This is a genomic window from Rhizobium sp. WW22 (genome assembly GCF_047041135.1).
Lineage (GTDB): Bacteria > Pseudomonadota > Alphaproteobacteria > Rhizobiales > Rhizobiaceae > Rhizobium.
Genome location: NZ_CP178199.1, coordinates 1,042,125 through 1,059,624 on the forward strand (window position 1 = coordinate 1,042,125; position 17,500 = coordinate 1,059,624).

15 protein-coding genes and 1 pseudogene are annotated in these 17,500 nt (G+C 58.0%); 4 read left to right on the forward strand and 12 right to left on the reverse strand.

Translation table 11 applies throughout. From position 1 onward, the window contains the following. Window positions 1–3: 3 nt before the first annotated feature. The gene (locus ACK83U_RS23765; protein WP_112412611.1) at window positions 4–918 is read left to right on the forward strand and encodes a DMT family transporter; all 915 of its coding nucleotides are present in this window, start codon (window positions 4–6) and stop codon (window positions 916–918) included. A 276-nt stretch (window positions 919–1,194) separates the two neighbouring features. On the opposite strand, the gene ACK83U_RS23770 is transcribed toward ACK83U_RS23765, so the two are convergent. From ACK83U_RS23770 to ACK83U_RS23820, 11 genes and pseudogenes are all read right to left on the reverse strand, one after another. Next, window positions 1,195–2,622, reverse strand: a complete 1,428-nt coding sequence (locus tag ACK83U_RS23770) for an ISNCY family transposase (RefSeq protein WP_112611539.1) — start codon at window positions 2,620–2,622, stop codon at window positions 1,195–1,197. 260 nt (window positions 2,623–2,882) lie between these two features. Then, window positions 2,883–3,752: a shikimate dehydrogenase gene (locus ACK83U_RS23775; protein WP_112611326.1), complete on the reverse strand. Its 870-nt coding sequence runs from the start codon at window positions 3,750–3,752 to the stop codon at window positions 2,883–2,885. Window positions 3,753–3,895: 143 nt separating this feature from the next. Next, entirely contained in the window at window positions 3,896–4,567 is a 672-nt protein-coding gene (locus tag ACK83U_RS23780; RefSeq protein WP_112339739.1) for a TetR family transcriptional regulator, read from the reverse strand. Between the two features lie 83 nt (window positions 4,568–4,650). Then, complete coding sequence (locus ACK83U_RS23785) at window positions 4,651–5,697, reverse strand: 4-hydroxyphenylpyruvate dioxygenase family protein (RefSeq protein WP_412475032.1); 1,047 nt, start codon at window positions 5,695–5,697, stop codon at window positions 4,651–4,653. 117 nt (window positions 5,698–5,814) lie between these two features. Then, window positions 5,815–6,536, reverse strand: a pseudogene (locus tag ACK83U_RS23790) (sugar phosphate isomerase/epimerase family protein); the annotation flags it as partial. Between the two features lie 82 nt (window positions 6,537–6,618). Further along, window positions 6,619–7,959, reverse strand: a complete 1,341-nt coding sequence (locus tag ACK83U_RS23795) for an MFS transporter (protein WP_112611322.1) — start codon at window positions 7,957–7,959, stop codon at window positions 6,619–6,621. Window positions 7,960–8,187: 228 nt separating this feature from the next. Beyond that, a complete protein-coding gene (locus ACK83U_RS23800; protein ID WP_112611320.1) occupies window positions 8,188–9,492 on the reverse strand; it encodes a hemolysin family protein in 1,305 nt (434 codons plus the stop codon). 108 nt (window positions 9,493–9,600) lie between these two features. Beyond that, complete coding sequence (locus ACK83U_RS23805) at window positions 9,601–10,509, reverse strand: TIGR03571 family LLM class oxidoreductase (protein WP_112611318.1); 909 nt, start codon at window positions 10,507–10,509, stop codon at window positions 9,601–9,603. Window positions 10,510–10,677: 168 nt separating this feature from the next. Next, entirely contained in the window at window positions 10,678–11,037 is a 360-nt protein-coding gene (locus ACK83U_RS23810) for a PsiF family protein (RefSeq protein ID WP_112611328.1), read from the reverse strand. Between the two features lie 139 nt (window positions 11,038–11,176). Beyond that, window positions 11,177–12,304: an S-(hydroxymethyl)glutathione dehydrogenase/class III alcohol dehydrogenase gene (locus tag ACK83U_RS23815; protein ID WP_184370393.1), complete on the reverse strand. Its 1,128-nt coding sequence runs from the start codon at window positions 12,302–12,304 to the stop codon at window positions 11,177–11,179. A 50-nt stretch (window positions 12,305–12,354) separates the two neighbouring features. Further along, window positions 12,355–13,188 carry a TIM barrel protein gene (locus ACK83U_RS23820; protein ID WP_112603554.1) on the reverse strand — a complete coding sequence of 278 codons (834 nt, stop codon included), beginning with the start codon at window positions 13,186–13,188 and terminating at the stop codon, window positions 12,355–12,357. 302 nt (window positions 13,189–13,490) lie between these two features. Between ACK83U_RS23820 and ACK83U_RS23825 the strand changes: the two genes are divergently transcribed. The 3 genes from ACK83U_RS23825 to ACK83U_RS23835 all read left to right on the forward strand — a co-directional run bounded on the left by ACK83U_RS23825 (window position 13,491) and on the right by ACK83U_RS23835 (window position 16,438). Continuing rightward, window positions 13,491–14,525 (forward strand): sterol desaturase family protein, encoded by a 1,035-nt coding sequence (locus ACK83U_RS23825; RefSeq protein ID WP_112603556.1) that lies wholly within the window; start codon window positions 13,491–13,493, stop codon window positions 14,523–14,525. A gap of 357 nt (window positions 14,526–14,882) precedes the next feature. Continuing rightward, window positions 14,883–15,200, forward strand: a complete 318-nt coding sequence (locus ACK83U_RS23830) for a MocE family 2Fe-2S type ferredoxin (RefSeq protein WP_112339297.1) — start codon at window positions 14,883–14,885, stop codon at window positions 15,198–15,200. Further along, complete coding sequence (locus ACK83U_RS23835) at window positions 15,197–16,438, forward strand: FAD-dependent oxidoreductase (protein ID WP_112603558.1); 1,242 nt, start codon at window positions 15,197–15,199, stop codon at window positions 16,436–16,438. The genes ACK83U_RS23830 and ACK83U_RS23835 overlap by 4 nt, the downstream gene beginning before the upstream one ends. Window positions 16,439–16,518: 80 nt before the next feature. Here ACK83U_RS23835 and ACK83U_RS23840 read toward each other — a convergent pair whose 3' ends face one another. Next, window positions 16,519–17,439, reverse strand: a complete 921-nt coding sequence (locus tag ACK83U_RS23840; RefSeq protein ID WP_412474889.1) for a sugar-binding transcriptional regulator — start codon at window positions 17,437–17,439, stop codon at window positions 16,519–16,521. Window positions 17,440–17,500: the final 61 nt, after the last annotated feature.

Consider the following 17,500-nt stretch of genomic DNA (forward strand, 5'->3'; position numbering starts at 1 on the left):
AGCATGCGCATGGGCAAAGCCGTAACAAGCGGCAATCTTGTACTTGCCGGCATGCTGCTGATGCTTCTCGGCGACTTCCTGTTTTCGCTGAACGATGCCATGGGCAAGTGGCTGGTCGCGAGTTTCTCCGTCGGTCAGATTCTGGTGATCCGCTCTTTCGGTTCGTTCATTATTCTGACACCTATGATCGCGCGACAGGGCAGTGACGCGCTTTTTCGCCTCGAAAGGCCGCCGCTGCAGCTTCTGCGTGTCGTCATGGCGACGCTCGACGTCGCTCTCTTTTACGCCGCTGTCGCCTATCTGCCGCTTGCCGATGTCATGACCTTCTACATGGCCGGCCCGATCTACGTGGCGGCGATCTCGCATTTCTTCCTTGACGAGAGGATCGGCTGGCGGCGCTGGCTTGCGGTTTTCGTCGGCTTTATCGGCGTATTGATCGCGCTCAGACCTTCGGCCGCAATGTTTTCCTGGCCATCGCTTTTCGGCCTCAGCGGCAGCCTCGCATTCTCATTGACCCTGGTGCTTGGACGGCGGCTGCGGCAGACACGCGATGCGACGCTCGTCGCGTGGCAGACGCTCGGTGCGCTTATTGCCGGGTTGGCGCTCAGCATCGGCAACTGGCGTTCCGCATCAGCGCTCGATCTCGGTGCGATGCTCGCCCTCGGCATTGTCGCCGGTAGCGCTCATATGCTGATAACCAGATCCTTGAAGCTCGCGCCAGCTTCGCTCCTGGCTCCGCTCCAATATAGCCTGCTTGTCTGGGCAATCGTCCTGGGCTTCGTTTTCTTCGGCGATATTCCGGACACCCAGATTATCATCGGCTCCGCTATCATCGTCCTTGCTGGACTCTTCATTTTCCATCGGAAGAACCTGGTGGATACGGTCCCGAAAGACGACGTTGCCCGGGACGGGCATTGACGCGGGGAGAGTGGTATTGCTGCTTTGCGGGATCAGGATACTCTAACTTTGCGGCACAGGTAATGTCACGGCTATTTAGAGATGAGACAAAGTAATCAATTTAGAAACGCGACACAATAATATCTGTTATTACTTCATTTGCAAGATTCTATAGATATGGATGCGCAGCTGTGAGCCGCCGGCCGGGTGAAGCTGGCTGGGGTTGCGTAGCCCGGTCGGCGGCGGATGGCTCTGGCGCAATCATATACTTTAGCTTTCTCAACCGGATCGCTTCCATCACTCTGCCGCGTCCCGGGTCGCCAATGCTTGTCGCCGTCGGGCGATGACGATGGGATCCTTCGTAAAATCCGTCTTCCGTCCAGGCTTGGCACCACGTGTCTGATAGCCGTTGCTCTTGCTGCCATCGGGAATGCCAAACATATGATCCGTCTGGCCAGTGCGACGAGGGCCGCTCTTGCTGCGCTGCTGCTGGCGCCCAGCCTGCAGCTCAGCGACGATCGACAGCATGTCATCCAGCCGTTTGTTCTCAACCACGTCCGCTCGGTGCACCGACCGCAACGTGTCGAAGGTTTTGTAGGGCAGGGAGACCCCATCGTGCGTGATCTCGAGGCGTCCGTCAGGATAGTCGCAAACGACCATCTTCTTGCCCGCTAGCGCCGTCGCGCGCTCTGTCGGATCGAGAATGAACATCACCTTGTCGTAGCGCAACGTCAAGGAATGCGACAGCTTGCGAACTTCCTTGCGGCACATGGCACCATCGAGGTTCTCGTGATCGGCCAGCGGCCGATGCATGTCCTTCGGATTGCGTGCGGGCTTGCCAAACCGAGCATTAAAGTCCGCCATGAACTCTGGCGCATAGGCGTTAGCCGCCTCGATCGTATCGATACCGCGCAGCCGCAACTCCTTCACCAACCGATCCTGCAGCGTCTGATTGGCGCGTTCCACACGGCCTTTGGCTTGTGGAGTGTTCGCACAAATAATGTCGATGTTCAGCTCGTAAAGCGCCCGACCGAATTGCGTCAGGCCGCTCGTGCGGTCCTTCAGTGAGGCATGCGCGCTACGGAAAACACCGTGCTTGTCGCTATAGAATGCAATCGGCTTGCCCCATTGCTGCAAATAGGCCTTCGTCGCATGCAGATAATCAAAGGTATTCTCAGACGCCGCAAAGCGCAGATGCAAGAGCTTGCCAGTGGCGTCATCAATGTAGACGAGCAGGGCGCATTTGCGGCCACGCTCTTCAAACCACCAGTGATGCGAACCATCGATCTGGACAAGCTCACCAAAACAATCACGCCGGCCACGCGGCTGAAAGACCCGCTTCTTGCGCTCGCGGCGTGACACCCAGATGCCGGCTTCGATCATCCATTGACGCAGCGTCTCCTTGCTGACCGATATCCGATGGCGCTCAAGTAGCTTCTCCGCCGCCAAGGTCGGCCCGAAGTCCGCGTAATGCTCACGCACCAGGTCGAGAGCCAGGTTGCGGAAATCCTCGCTGTGGCGCCGGTTGCTCGGACGACCGCGCTTCTTCGACCTCAGACCGTCGGCTCCGTCCTGGTCATAGGCTTGCAGAAGCCGATGCACCTGGCCGCGGCTGAGCCCCAACAACTCAGCAGCCCGAACCACCGTCAGGCTGCCTCGGCGAACTTCGCAAATACGTTCTAGGCGATGCAATTCCTTCTGCGACATGACAATCAAACAAGACATGACGACTCCGAACACAGATGGCCTCAGCCACGTTGCACGTCGCTAATCTTGCTCCCCAATCCTGACGTTCGACCAGCATCCCGAGAGGCGACGAGTGTCGCATCTCTAACTGGCCTATGTGTCGCATCTCTAAAATGCCGCTACAGGTAAATATCAGATAATCTATCTTATGGAACTTAAAGCCGCAGTCATTTGCATGGAAATGCAAATGATGATCCATCGGTGCGAAAAGCAGCTTGATGCGGATAAACGGGCTTTTCTCAGGAGCGCAATGAATTGAAGTGCTGCATCATACGGTTCGCATCCGGACGCATGCCCGTGAATAGTTCGAAAGCCTTTACGGCCTGAAATACCGCCATGCCACCGCCGTCGAGTACGCGGCATCCTGCCTGCTTGGCGCGCTTCACCAATTCGGTTTCTATCGGGAAGTAAACGATTTCGGCAACCCAAAGGCGCTCCGTTAAAAGCCGTCCGTCGAGCGGCAGACCCGGATGCGCATCCATGCCGGTTGGGGTTGCGTGGACTAGGCCGTCCGCGGCATCAAGCGCGGCGACAAGATCATGACCGATCGAGAAACGACAGGCATCGTGTGCCGGCTGAAGCTGCTCCACGAGAGCCTGTGCACGCTTGGGATCCAGATCGAATATCTCTATGGAGCGCGCGCCCATCGCGGCCGTTGCATGCGCGACGGCAACACCTGCGCCACCTGCTCCTAGCTGTACGACATGACCAAGCGCAACGCCGGCCAGCCCGCGGCGGAAGCTTTCAGCAAAGCCCCACCAATCGGTGTTATGGCCGATCCTGCTCTTTCCATGAAAGGTGATCGTATTGATGGATCCCAGCGTCTGGGCATCAGGCGATAGCTCATCCACGAGTGCAACAGCCGCCTGTTTGCAAGGATGCGTGATATTAAGACCGGCAAAACCCAGCGCTTCGGCTTCATCAATAAGTGCAGGCAAATCCGAGACCGATAGACCGCGGGCATCCAGGTCGATGAGATCGTAGCGATAGGACAGTCCGCAATGCTCGCCTTCGCGCATATGCATGGCCGGCGTGAGCGACCGGCCAATGCCGGCGCCGATTAATCCGACGCGAAGCTGACGCGGAACGATTGCGGTTTGGGTGTTCAATTCTTCCTCCCGAGCAGCGAAATAAGGTTATGCCACGTGGCTTTGCGACAAAAATGTACGAACTAGTACGTAAAGTCAACGTAAGGCGCAGTTTTGCATGCCGGCTGGAGCCGCCGACGGAACTCAAACAGTTTGACGCGAATTCAGATCAAGTCGGGAGACGGATTTTTCAGAAAGGCAAGAATGGCATCTATTATCAAAGATTTGTGCCGTTTCTTCAATTCTTCTGATGAAAGGTCGCGCTCGAAGATCGCTCCGAAAGTATGCCGATTGGAAACGCGAAAAAAGCACTGCGCGCTGATCATCATGTGTAAATCGACGGGATCGACGCGGCGCACGAAGCTGCCATCGGCATAACCCCTTTCGAGAATTTGTGAGATGATGTCGATGACTGCGATATTCATTTGCGACAGGACGACCGAACGTTTCATATGCTCCGCGCGATGAATGTTCTCGATGCTGACCAGGCGGACGAAATCCGGATTTTGATCATCGTGATCAAAGGTGCTTGCAATCAATTGCGCCATGGCCTGAACGGGCGGCATGTTTTCGAGATCGAGTTCGCTCTCGAGCGTGCGGATCTTCGTGTAAGCCTGCTCCAGGACAGCGAGATAGAGCCCTTCCTTGCTACCGAAATAGTAGTAAATCATGCGCTTGGACGTCTTGGTGCGCTCGGCAATCTCGTCGACGCGCGCCCCGGAAAAGCCGGCCGCGACGAATTCCTCGGTTGCGATCTTGAGGATATTTTCTTTGGTCGCGTCTGGATCGTTCTTTCGCGCAATACGCTCTATCTTCGCCGCTTGCGATTTGGTCATGCCCTCTGCCCGTCTTCCTGGGCGCTCCGGCCCATCATTGAAGATCAAAGCTTTAACATAGGCTTCGCGCTGATGGGGAGAGCCTAAAGTTTCGGTACACCAATTGGCCGCAGATGCCGCCGGAGCGCCGCAATGCGAAAGATGGCGTTTGCCGCACCATAGCCGCGATAGCCGCTGCGCTGAACGATTTCGAAGAAGAAACCTTCGCCATAGGTCGGGCTATAGAGCTGGAAATATTCGCCGTAATCGTCTCGATCGTAGAGAATATTATGTGCCTTCAGACGATCGGTGAAGGTCGGCTCCAGGCCGAATCTCGCCTCGAGATCGTCGTAATAATTGGGCGAGATCATCAACGTCGCAAAACCATTTTTCGACAAAGCTACCGCTGTCGCGAAAATATCGTCGGTAGAAAAGGCCAGGTGTTGAATCCCGGAGCCGAAAGTCTCGGCAATGAAATGTCCCGCCAAGGTATTGCGATTTTCCGCACCGTTCAAAGTAATACGCAAAGTTCCCGGCTCGTTTTCGACCACCTGGCTGCGGACGACACCGGCGGGATCGATAATGTCGACCATTGGCGTCTTATGCGCCTTCAAGATCGCGGTGTAAAAGAGCAGCCAGGTCAGCAACTCCTCGTATTTCATCGTTTGCGCAACATGATCTATTCCCGTCAGTCCGACCGGTCGGAGATCAGTATCGTCATCGATCGGATCGAATTCGCTCTCCCATATGCGAGCGAGCACGCTCCCCCGATCCAGGAAATAAAGGATGCCGCCGCCGACGCCTCTTATGGCCGGCATTTTTATTTCACCAGGCGTCAGGGCCTGCTCAAAGCGTTCGGCGCCGAGGGCGACAGCCCGTGCGACCGCAGCCTCAGCATCATCCACCCACAATCCCATCGCATAGGCCGACTGCCCATGCAGGGCATAGGACACGCCGGCAAACCCATCCGGATCGGTATTGACGACGAGATTGATATTGCCTTGCCGGAAGACGTCGACGCGCTTGCTCTTGTGGTGCCCGACATGGCGAAAGCCCAGGGCACGCAACCGATCCGAGAGGGCGGATGTCTCCGCTTCATCGACGGTAAATTCGATAAAGGCAACGCCCTCCACCTCGGCACGCGCCGGCATCGGCGGCAGGGTAAGGCCGCTGCTTTCCGCGCGGCGCACCTGGTCGCCGAGATAAATGAGCGAACGCCGGCCATCGACGGCAATGGCGGTCGGCGAGCCGCCACGAAACTGGTCGTTGAAAATTTCGAGAGAGAGATAGCCGTCATAGCCTGTCGCCGCGACGGCTTTCATGAAGTCAAGCACGGGAAGGTCGCCCTCGCCCGGCATATTGCGGAAATGACGGCTCCAATAGAGGAGATCCATGTCGATCAACGGCGCATCGGCAAGCTGGATGATGAAGATCTTCTCTTTCGGTATTGACCGGATCGAATTGATATCGATCTTGCGCGAGAGGGTATGGAAGCTGTCGAGAATGAGGCCGATATTCGGATGAGCGGCCCGACGGACGATTTCCCAGGCGTCGCGATGGTCGTGAATGTGCCGGCCCCAGGCAAGTGCTTCATAGCCAACGCGCAAGCCGCGCTTGGCGCCCTCTCCCCGAGTTCGTAGAAGTCGGCCGCTGCTCGATCGATACCCCCCATCGCGACCGACGAAACATTCGAGCAGACAAGCACAAGATCCGTGCCCATCTCCTGCATCAGATCGAACTTGCGTTCGGCGCGGTCGAAGGTCCGGCTGCGCAAGGGCTCCGGCATGCCTTCAAAATCTCTGAAGGGCTGAAAGAGCGTGATCTCCAGCCCATGGTCGCGGACCATTTGACCGACCTGGCGTGGCGATTCATCGAAAGCGAGAAAATCGTTCTCGAAGATCTCGACACCGTCGAAACCAGCTTTGGCGATGGCGTGAAGCTTTTCCTTCAAGTCTCCGCTGATCGAAACGGTCGCAATCGAGGTTTTCATTGTTTCATCCCATTCACGTGGTGGTTTTCAACAAGCTTGTCCGCGATCGCGACACGTCATCGTCCAGATCGGATCCTGACGTCTAGACCGTCCGATCGGCGTGGTTCATCGAGCCTGCGAAGCGCCGCGCATCCTTGCCGAGTTGATCGATCGGCATTTTATAAGTCTCCGTCGCGGTTGCGGCGGAAATGGCGGCAATCAAGGCTGTGATCGAGGTAAACAAGGCAACCGGCACCCATCCCATGGGACCGCTGCCCATAAGGGCGGCGCTGATCGTCGGAGCAAAGCCGCCAAGCGCAAAACCGATCTGGGTGCCGACGGCCATGCCGGACAGACGCACGCGGGTGTCGAACATTTCCGCATAGAGCGCCGGCCAGATGCCGTTGGATGCGCTGTAAACAACGCCCGAGAGCAGAATGCCGAGGATGAAGACGAGTGTGAGGTCATTCTGGCTGATTGCCCAGATATAGGGCCATATCAGAAGCGCGCAGCCGATGGCGCCGAAGATGAAGACCGGTTTGCGGCCGATTCGGTCCGCCAGAATGGCCCAAGCCGGAATGGCGCCAAGCGCCACGATGTTGGCGAGCACCAGAACGGTCAGCATCGTCGAGCGATCGATATGCATGGTGTTGACAGCATAGGAGAGCGTGAAGACGCTGAAAATCGTGCTGACCACGGAAATCAAGGCGGCAAAGATGATACGCAGCACATCGGCCCAATAGTTGGCAAACAGCGAGACCAGCGGCAGCCTGACCACATCGCCTTTCTTCGTCTCTTCAAGGAAAGCGGGCGTTTCCGCGAGCGTTCGACGAACCCAGAAGCCGACGATAACGACAGCGAAACTCAGGAAAAATGGGATGCGCCAGCCCCATGAGAGCAAAGCGGCTTCGTCCAGCGTTCCCAACGGAATGAAGACGAGGGTCGCGAGGATCAGGCCCGCTTGTGTCCCGCTCAGCGTAAAGCTTGTAAAGAAGGCCCGGCGGTTCTCGGGAGCATGCTCGAGGGTCATCGAGCTTGCTCCGGCCTGCTCTCCCGCAGCCGAAATACCCTGCAGCAATCGCGCGAAAACCAGGAGGATCGGAGCCAGGATGCCAGCCTGGCCATAGGTCGGCAGGCAACCGATAATAAAGGTCGAGAATCCCATGAGAAGCAGCGTGAAGGTCAGCACTTTTTTGCGACCGAACTTGTCGCCGATGTGACCCAGGATCACCGCACCCAATGGCCGCATGATGTAGGCCACGCCGAAGGTCGCAAAAGAAGCGATTGCCGCTGTCTGCGGATCTTCCGCTGAAAAGAATATTTTCGGAAAGATCAGCGCCGCGGCCGTCCCATAGACAAAGAAATCGTAATATTCGACGGCACTTCCCAGCCAGCTGGCAAAAGCGGCGCGCCTAGGCGTCTTATGATCAGTTGATATCGTCATCGTTGTTCCTCCCCAGACAATTCCAATTTCAAGGAAATGCAGCGAGCGGCAACGCCGAATCTACCTTCCGCGCCCCCTTCGCATGGCATTCAAGCCGATCTTGGCAGTCACCGTGCTGCTTCGGGCAGCAGGTACTCCTCCTCTGAGGAAATAATGTACGAACTAGTTCGTTTTGTAAAGAGACGTGCTTAGATGATCAGGGGCGTGTCACGCATCTCAATCCAGCTGTCAAAGGCTACTATCGCTGCCGCCGTTTTCCGAGCTCACCAGCAGCTTGTCGATCCTGCGGCCGTCGAGATCCACGACCTCGAAGCGCCAGCCGTTTTTCGTGAAGCTTTCGCCCACATCCGGAAGATGGCGCAGCTCCTGCAGCACGAAGCCTGCAACCGTCTGGTAGTCGCGATCGTCTTCGATCTGGAGGTTCATGAAATCGGCGAATTCGTCGATAGGCATCCAGCCGGACACGAGATAGCTGCCGTCGTGGCGACGGACGATTGCCTGTTCGCCGCCGGCGTCTTCTTCTTCCTGAACGGCTCCCAAAATGGCTTCCAGGATGTCACCCGACGTGATGACGCCTTCGAAATGCCCGTATTCGTCATAGACGAGCACCATGTGCGAAGAGGAGCGACGCAGAGCCTTGACGACGTCAAGGGCGCTTGAAAGATCCGAAACGATCGGCACCTGCTTGCCGAGCTTCAGAATGTCAGGCTGACCGCCGGAAGCCAGTGCGTCGAAGAAATCCCTTGTTGTCAGCACCCCAACGATCTCGTCGGAGCTGTCCTTGCGTAACGGCAGCCGCGCTTTTTCGGTGCGGCGAATCTGCTCGCGAACCTTGCCGAAGCTATCTTCGATATCGATAACCTCCACGTCGCGACGCGGCGTCATCAATGCCCTTGCGGTTCGGTCGGCCAATCGCATGACGCCCGAGATCATCGCCTGCTCTTCCGTTGCGATGATGCCGGCGCTCTGTGCCTCCGCCAGAACCGTCTTGATTTCCTCGTCGCTAACGCCATCGGCAACCTTGCCGGATTGACCAAGCGCCCTCAGAACCAGCCGTCCCGAGAGGTCGAGCAACCAGACGAGCGGGGCTGCAGCTCGGGAAAGGAACACCATGGCCGGCGCGACTTTGCTGGCGACCAATTCCGGCGCCCGGAGAGCAACCTGCTTCGGTACGAGTTCGCCGATAATCAACGATAGATAGGTGATGGCCATTACAACGGAACCAACGCCGATGGCATCGGCGGCTGCGACCGAAAGACCTTGCGCGGCAAGCCAACCCGACAGTCGAGCGCCAAGTGTGGCGCCCGAGAAGGCGCCGGACAGGACGCCGACGAGCGTGATGCCGATCTGTACCGTTGAGAGAAAGCGGCCCGGCTCCTCGGCCAACCTTATCGCCATGGTCGCGCCTCTGCCGCCTTGATCCGATAACACTTTCAGACGGGCAGGGCGGGATGAGACGATCGCCAATTCCGACATGGCAAGCACGCCGTTCAGGAGGGTGAGGACGATGACGATAGAAATTTCGAGAAGCAAAATCGGCCCTTTTTGGTTGCAGCGGAAAGATAGGTGGCAAGGGCTGCAAAAGCCAGGGTCACAGGGATAGGATTTCCACGACGCTACCATCGAGGGCAATTGGCGAAGCTACTGCAAAGCCGGCAAAATATCCGCTGCGATCTCTTCCAAGACGTCGCCGACCGGTCTGCCTTGGACAACGAGATTGAAGGCGACGTGATGAATGCCGGCTTCACGCATTGCCGACAAGGCGTCGATAAGCCCTCGCCTACCGGTTCTGCCGCCAAGATTGATCTCCTCATAGGAGGCCTGCGGGTTGTCGAGCAGTTCCAGCACCATGGACTGGCCGAAGCCGCGAAAATCCGTGGTTACCTTGGCTTGGGCATTATGCCAAAGCGCCAACCGGTCTTTCTGAACGGGTAGCGGCCGGTAATAAGTCATCCAGGCTGTTGCGTGGCGGGCAATCCATTCGAGCGATTGCGACGATGAACCGACCGCGACCAGGGGAATGGAGGGTTGTTGCAGCGCGGGCCTGATGGCGAACTCGTTTCGCACGCGACCGCCTTCATCGACGACCTTCTGATCCGGGCTAAGTGCAACGGCGAGCCGGTCCCAATGCGATTGAAAGAGCACTTTACGGTTCTCGATATCCTCTCCGAAAACGTCATATTCGCTCGGTCGGTCTCCCGAACCGAGACCGAGGACGAGCCGGCCTTTCGAAAGGGAGGCGACGAACAGCGCGGCCTTGGCGATATGGAGCGGATGCCGCAAAGGCAGGACGATTGCGCCGGTCGCCAGATGGATATTGGAGGTGACAGCCGCCAAAGCTCCCAGGAAAACCCAGGGATCGGCATGTCCGATCGGGTCGGGGTAGCTTTCGCTATTGAGGGGAACATCCCTCACCCACAGCGCATCGAAACCCAATTTGTCGGCATGGGTTGCAATGCCGAGCTGAGTATCGAACTGAATGTCGGCCGCAGTTCGCGGCTGCGCCGGCAGTACTATGCCGAATGAAAGTCGGTCTGGATTGAAAAGCACGCCACGCCCTGAAGTTTATGTCCTTGCTTAAGGAGATAAGGCGACTTGCCTGCGGGAAAAAGGGCCGACGTGACGTGCGCGGTGATTGTGCGAGGTAGTGGTCCGCCCCGTGAAGCGGACTGTTACGATGAGCAGCTCCGGCGAGAGGCCGCGATTGCAGGTCGCTGTTCAGCTCGCGGTAATGCACTGCTTGACGTAATCGTGCAGCGCCTTCTTCTGCAAACCTTTACCCGTACCTTCGTCATGGCAGGTCTTGCGTTTTGCCAGGACTGGATACTTTTGCTGCAGGCAGCTTTTGACTGCGTCCTTGCGTGCCTGACCCTTGAGGCCCTGCCCTGTCGCATCCTGCCGGCAGGCTTGCCGCGCCGTCTTGATCTCATCCTTCGAGGGCATGGTGGACGATGGCGCCGATGTGGAAGACGTCGTGGCGGGAGCTGGCGTCGCAGGTGCCGTTTGGGCGAAGACGACGGTTGCGGAAGATAGAGCGAAGAGAGCGGCGGCGGTCGCACCTAGCAACTTGCTGGTCATGGGCATATCCTTTTGCCTGAAGGTCATTCATGTTCAAACCGCCGACCCCATCACGAGGCCGGCGTTCTTCTTGAACGATGGCGATCGGCTTATCCGTCGCTTGGATCGCCAGAAACTTCCGGCGAGGACGCCTGTGCCGTCAGTAGATGACGACGCCGCGAACACTCTTTCCCGAATGCATGAGTTCAAAACCCTTGTTGATGTCTTCGAGCGGCATGGTGTGGGTGATCATCGGATCGATCTGGATCTTGCCTTCCATATACCAGTCGACGATCTTCGGGACATCGGTGCGGCCACGCGCGCCGCCGAAGGCCGTCCCCATCCACGAGCGGCCCGTCACCAGCTGGAACGGACGCGTCGAGATCTCCTGGCCGGCGCCGGCAACGCCGATGACCACCGACTTGCCCCAGCCGCGATGGCTGGCTTCCAGCGCCTGGCGCATCACCTTGGTGTTGCCGGTGCAGTCGAAGGTATAGTCGGCACCGCCGATCTGGTCGGCCCCGCGCTTCGTCATGTTGACGAGATAAGGCACGATGTCGTCGCCGACTTCCTTCGGATTGACGAAATGCGTCATGCCGAAGCGCTCGCCCCAGGCCTTCTTGTCATTGTTGAGATCGACACCGATGATCATGTCGGCACCGGCAAGCCTCAAGCCCTGGATGACATTGAGGCCGATGCCGCCAAGACCGAAGACGATGGCGGTTGCGCCCATCTCCACCTTGGCAGTGTTGATGACCGCACCGATGCCTGTGGTCACGCCGCAGCCGATATAGCAGATCTTGTCGAAGGGGGCGTCCGGATTGACCTTGGCGACGGCAATCTCCGGCAGCACGGTATAATTGGCGAAGGTCGAGCAGCCCATATAGTGATGGATCTTGTCCTTGCCGATCGAGAAGCGCGAGGTGCCGTCCGGCATCAGACCCTGGCCCTGGGTCGAGCGGATCGCGGTGCACAGATTGGTCTTGCGGGAAAGGCAGGACGGGCATTCGCGGCATTCGGGGGTGTAGAGCGGAATGACGTGATCGCCCTTCCTGACCGAGGTGACGCCAGGTCCGACATCGACGACGATGCCGGCACCCTCATGGCCGAGGATCGCCGGAAACAGGCCTTCCGGATCGGCACCCGACAGCGTGAAATCATCGGTATGGCAGATGCCGGTCGCCTTGACCTCGATCAGCACTTCGCCGGCTCTCGGCCCCTCAAGCTGAACCGTCATCACCTCAAGCGGCTTGCCTGCCGCAACCGCGACCGCTGCTCTTACGTCCATCGAAAATCCTCCAAAATCAATAGTCTATGATCGATATCTAATTCGACTTATCAGCCGGCTACCTTTGCCCATAAATCGAGTATTTCCTGCCGCATAAGCAGCGATTCTTCCCAGCGGTCGGTGGTATCTTCACCGTCCCTGCCGGTGATCGCATAAGGCTTGGGTCCGAGCTCGCAGGTGAAGGCGAGCGTTGCGTCCTCGTTGGCGCGCTTCTTCCAGCTTTTGAAGCCATATTCCCACCAGCCGAGGAAAAGGTCGACCCAGGGCCTGTGATGTGGGAAGGAAATCTCGATCTGGACCTGTTCGCGCGAGGCAACGCGGCCATGGAAAGCCCAGGAGCTATCCAGTATCCGATGAATAAGCGCATGGTTTTCGTCGGATACCGGCCAGGCAAATTCGCGCCCGACGAGGAAATGGGAGACATCCCCCAACAGCCGCAGATCCGGCAGTCGATCGAGGAGATCGAGCGTGAAAAATAGATCCGTCGTCATACGGTCGCGATGCGTCTCGATCCAGACGTCGATGCCGGCTTCTTCCGCCAGCCGCTGCCAACCCTCCACCAATGGAATACAGTCCTCCAGCCGACGTAGCCGCACGTCCGGCTGCAGACAGATATGATGAACATTGTATTCGGCCGCGATTTCCAGCACCGGCTTCAGATCGTCGACAGTCTTGGGAAAGCACTGACCTTCCGCCTGCAAGCCATGCTGCTTGAGCAGCGCTGCGACGCGGGAAACGACCTTGCGGTCGTACCAATGGGTACTGATGCCATCGAAGCCCGCAGACGCGATCTTGTCGATGTTTTCTTCCAGAGAAAGCTCCGGATATTGCGCGCTGCGCCGCTCCATGGACCAGAGCGACTGGAATATGAGCAAGTTCTGCATGGTTCCTCCCCTGCCAGTGCGCAGCTCAGATCATGAATCCGAGATCTTCGCCAGCCGGCGCGATGATGGCTTTTGATCATCGCGGCGTTTCATTGCAAAGCGGATGTATTCGCGAGCCGGGCGCCGGTGTCGTGAGGGTTTTTCATCAAGACGCTCTGGATGCCAAATCGCCACCTTTCCCTCCCCGATCGCGACTCAGAAAAGTTCCCGTCTCCGTGAGCAAATTTCATCAAATCAATGCTGTCGTTTCCAGCCGACGTCGCTGACACTGACCGCATAGTTCATCCACCGGGAGGCACATTATGGACGACACGCTCTATGGCACCCGCGACAAACGCGGCGACTGGAAACCCAACAAGCTTCTGCACTATCCGCCCGTCTTCATCTGGCCGGCTAAACCGATCGCTTTCCTGAAATGGTTCTTTGGATATCCCGGCTATCTGATGCCCTGGAATGCCGTCTATGCCGCCGTTGCAACGTTGCTGTGGCTCTACGCGACACCTTCCATGGAAACGATGAAGACACTGGCGCCGGGCTGGATTGCCTATCTCCTCCTGCGCAATGCCGCGCTGGTTTTCCTGTTCTTCGGCGCCTTTCATCTCCGCCTCTACATGCAGAAGAAGCAGGGCACGCGCTTCAAATATAATAGCAAGTGGCCGTCGAAGGATAACTCGGCCTTCCTTTTCAAAAACCAGACCGTCGACAACGTGATCTGGACCTTTGCGAGCGCCGTACCGCTCTGGACGGCATTCGAAGTTCTGACGCTATGGGCCTTTGCGAACGGCATCATTCCCTATGTCGACTTTGCCGAGCACCCCATCTATTGCATCATCATCATGCTGCTGATCCCGGCATTCCGTGATCTGCACTTCTATCTGGTGCATCGTCTGATCCACTGGCCGCCGCTCTATCATGCGGTCCACAAGCTGCATCACAACAACGTCAATCCCGGCCCCTGGTCAGGCCTCGCCATGCATCCGGTCGAACATCTTTTGTATTTCTCGGGCGTTCTCATCCATTGGATCTTGCCCTCCAATCCCATCCACGCCCTGTTCCATCTGACGCACGCCGCTCTTGCGCCGGCGCCAGGCCATGCCGGCTTCGACAAGATCGTGATCGGCGAGGAAGCCGGGATCGATACCCACGCCTATGACCATTATCTCCACCACAAGTTCTTCGAATGCAATTATGCCGATGGCGTCATCCCGCTCGACCAGTGGTTCGGCACTTTCCATGACGGCTCGAAGGAGGCCGAGGACCGCATGAACAAGCGCTTTATGGAGCGCGCCAAGAAATATGCCGAAAAGCAGGCGCGCCGCTCCGGCACACCGAGCTAAACGGATCGAAGGCTCGGCTGGGCTGCCGGGACCGTCATCTCACGACCGGCGATGACGGCAAATGCCGGAGCCTGCGGCCCTCCTTCCGCAGGCTCCGGCTTTATTGTCTATCGATATGTGGATGTGAAGCCGACGTTTTCGGCCCTATAGCCTAGCCGCCCCAGCGACGTGTCTTCTCCATGCAGCTCTTCCATGATGAAAAATGATCACAATCGACGTGGAATGCGAGGGGTTATTTCGCGCATGCTGGGAACCACTCGGGAGGAAAAACGATGCGCGCTCAAAGCGTAATGTCGACCTGCTCCCAAGACTCGATAACGCCTTTCACGCCTTGGCGATTGCAATGAGGAGGAAGAAATGACGAACTGGGTTGATGCCTGTGCTGCCGACGAAATCGATCAGGAAGATGTTGTTCGTTTCGATCACGCCGGGCGAACCTTCGCGATCTATCGCAGCCCCGACGACGAGTATTTTGCTACAGATGGGCTTTGCACCCATGAGAAAATCCATCTGGCCGACGGGCTCGTGATGGACGACACAATCGAGTGTCCGAAGCACAATGGCCGCTTCAGCTACAAGACCGGAGAAGCACGGGGCGCGCCCGTCTGCATCAATCTAAAGACCTATCCGGTCAAAGTGGAAGGCGATCGCGTTATGATCGGGATCGGCGCATGAGTGCCGATGCGGGCATCATCATCGTCGGTGCCGGCGAATGTGGCGCACGCGCCGCATTGAGCCTGCGGGAGAACGGCTATCGGCGGGAGATCACCCTTATCGGCGATGAGGTTCATCTTCCCTACGAGCGACCGCCTCTTTCCAAGCAGGTCCTGCTCGATCACGCGGAGCCTCGGCTGCCCGCCGTTCTCAATGATGTCGCACTGGCTGAAAAGGCTATCCGGCATATCGGCGGCGTATCGGCTGACGCCATCGACGCAGCTGGAAAACGGCTCATCCTCTCGGATGATCGGGCCTTGTCTTACGACAAGTTACTGCTGACGACGGGGGCTGCACCCCGGCGGCTGGCGAACACGCCCGCCAGTTCCCGGATCCTCTATCTGCGGACGATGGACGATGCGATTGCGCTTCGTTCCCATATCCGGGCAAATATGCATGTAGCCGTGCTTGGCGGCGGCTTTATCGGGCTGGAGGTTGCCGCATCGGCGCGCAGCCGCGGCGCGAAAGTAACTGTCATCGAGTCTCAGGAACGTATTCTCAAACGCGGCGTACCCGAGCTGATCGCGGAAACGATCACAGCCCTGCACCAGCGCAACGGCGTCACCGTAAAATGCGGCATGGCGGTTCTCGGTATCGAAGCGGATGAACGACATGTCGACATTTCCCTTTCCGACGGAAAGGTGATCGCTGCCGATGTGCTTGTTGTCGGGATCGGCGCGCAGCCACGCACCGAACTTGCTGCAAAAGCAGGCATTGCGATCGATAATGGCATTGCCGTCAACGAGCACCTGGAAACTTCGATCGCCGACATCTTTGCCGCCGGCGATTGCTGTTCGTTTCCGCATCCGCTCTACGGCGGACGTCGGCTGCGTCTTGAAGCCTGGCGCAATGCGCAGGATCAGGGCATTCTCGCGGCGGCCAATTTGATGGGTGCGGCTCGCTGCTATCAGGCCGTCCCCTATTTCTGGTCCGACCAGTTTGATCATACGCTGCAAATCGCCGGCCTCGTCGACGAGGGGCGCACGGTCATCAGACGCGATCTGGATGACGGCGCCGTCATCCTGTTCCATCTCGACGCAGAACAAAGGCTGGTCGCTGCGAGCGGTGTGGGGCCTGGCAACAAGATCGCCAAGGACATCAAACTGAGCGAGATGCTGATTGCCAAGCGCATCATGCCTCCGATCGAAGCTTTGACGGATGGCGTGAACCTAAAATCGCTCTTGCCAAAGGCAGCGTAAGAGATTGCTGCCTAGTCAACTCATGAGCAGACACACAAGTGCTTGCCGTTTCTAAGCGCTAATCGCGCAGACAAAGGGTATCAGGATCGATCCTCGGCTTTCTGATGGGACGACAGGCGATCGAGAATGGCCTGCGCGGTATTGGCGTCCGTGACCAGCGCATTGATCATTCCCGATCGTGCTGCGCCGATAATGCCGCTTGCCTTGCCGGGAGTAGCGGCAACGGCGATGCAGAGCGACACCTTGCGCAACTGTTGGGGAGAGGCTGCAATCATCCCTTCCTCTCCATCCCAGTGGAGGATTTCGCCCTCCTCGGTGACGTAGTGGCGCAGCACATCGCCGGCTGCGTGGCTCAGCGCCTTTTCGCCGGGCAACGCCGTTTCCGAGGGGTTTGCCGCATGTGCCAGTCCGACACCGACGATTGCCGCGTCCAGCCTGTCCCAGAGAGACGTCACCTGCTGGACCGTAGGATCTCCGAGAAATGCATCCCGGAGTTCGGTCGAGGAAATATAAGGCGCGTGCAGGAAATGCGGCACGCCGCCCATCTGGACTGCCGCCTGACGCACGAATTCATTGATCTGAAAGTGAGGCGCCGCATGCTGCATGCCGCCGTTCAGCGCGACCGTGACGATGCCGGGCAATTGCGGTAGACCGGCCATCGTTACCTCGCGCACTGCTCGTCCCCAGCCGATGCCGAGCGTGGATCCGGACCGCAGGCCCGCCTGTTGCAGAAGCGAGCCGACAGGCGCGGCAAGCGCGCTCAGCACGTTTGATGACGGCGTATCGATCACCGCAGCGGTGCGCAGCTTCAGGCCGTCGATCAGTGCAGCACTCAGATCCTCGGCAGGTGAGAGATCGATGACTTCGATCCGGACGATCCCGACTGCCCGGGCTCGCTGCAGCAACCGTGAAACAGTCGCCGTCGACAGGCCAAGCTTCCTGGCAATATCCACCTGCGCCATATCGGATTGGTAGTGCAATTTGGCGACCGTGTGCAGCAACGCGCGATTTGCCGCAGCCTCCTGCGATTGAGACGAATTCAGGTTGAAATTCCTTTCTGCA

Bases quoted from the DNA above. Each gene is read 5' to 3' on its own strand.
- ACK83U_RS23765 (WP_112412611.1), top strand. From the start codon at position 4: ATGCGCATGGGCAAAGCCGTAACAAGCGGCAATCTTGTACTTGCCGGC.
- ACK83U_RS23770 (WP_112611539.1), bottom strand. From the start codon at position 2,622: ATGTCTTGTTTGATTGTCATGTCGCAGAAGGAATTGCATCGCCTAGAA.
- ACK83U_RS23780 (WP_112339739.1), bottom strand. From the start codon at position 4,567: ATGACCAAATCGCAAGCGGCGAAGATAGAGCGTATTGCGCGAAAGAAC.
- ACK83U_RS23785 (WP_412475032.1), bottom strand. From the start codon at position 5,697: ATGCCGGCGCGTGCCGAGGTGGAGGGCGTTGCCTTTATCGAATTTACC.
- ACK83U_RS23795 (WP_112611322.1), bottom strand. From the start codon at position 7,959: ATGACGATATCAACTGATCATAAGACGCCTAGGCGCGCCGCTTTTGCC.
- ACK83U_RS23810 (WP_112611328.1), bottom strand. From the start codon at position 11,037: ATGACCAGCAAGTTGCTAGGTGCGACCGCCGCCGCTCTCTTCGCTCTA.
- ACK83U_RS23815 (WP_184370393.1), bottom strand. From the start codon at position 12,304: ATGGACGTAAGAGCAGCGGTCGCGGTTGCGGCAGGCAAGCCGCTTGAG.
- ACK83U_RS23820 (WP_112603554.1), bottom strand. From the start codon at position 13,188: ATGCAGAACTTGCTCATATTCCAGTCGCTCTGGTCCATGGAGCGGCGC.
- ACK83U_RS23825 (WP_112603556.1), top strand. From the start codon at position 13,491: ATGGACGACACGCTCTATGGCACCCGCGACAAACGCGGCGACTGGAAA.
- ACK83U_RS23830 (WP_112339297.1), top strand. From the start codon at position 14,883: ATGACGAACTGGGTTGATGCCTGTGCTGCCGACGAAATCGATCAGGAA.
- ACK83U_RS23835 (WP_112603558.1), top strand. From the start codon at position 15,197: ATGAGTGCCGATGCGGGCATCATCATCGTCGGTGCCGGCGAATGTGGC.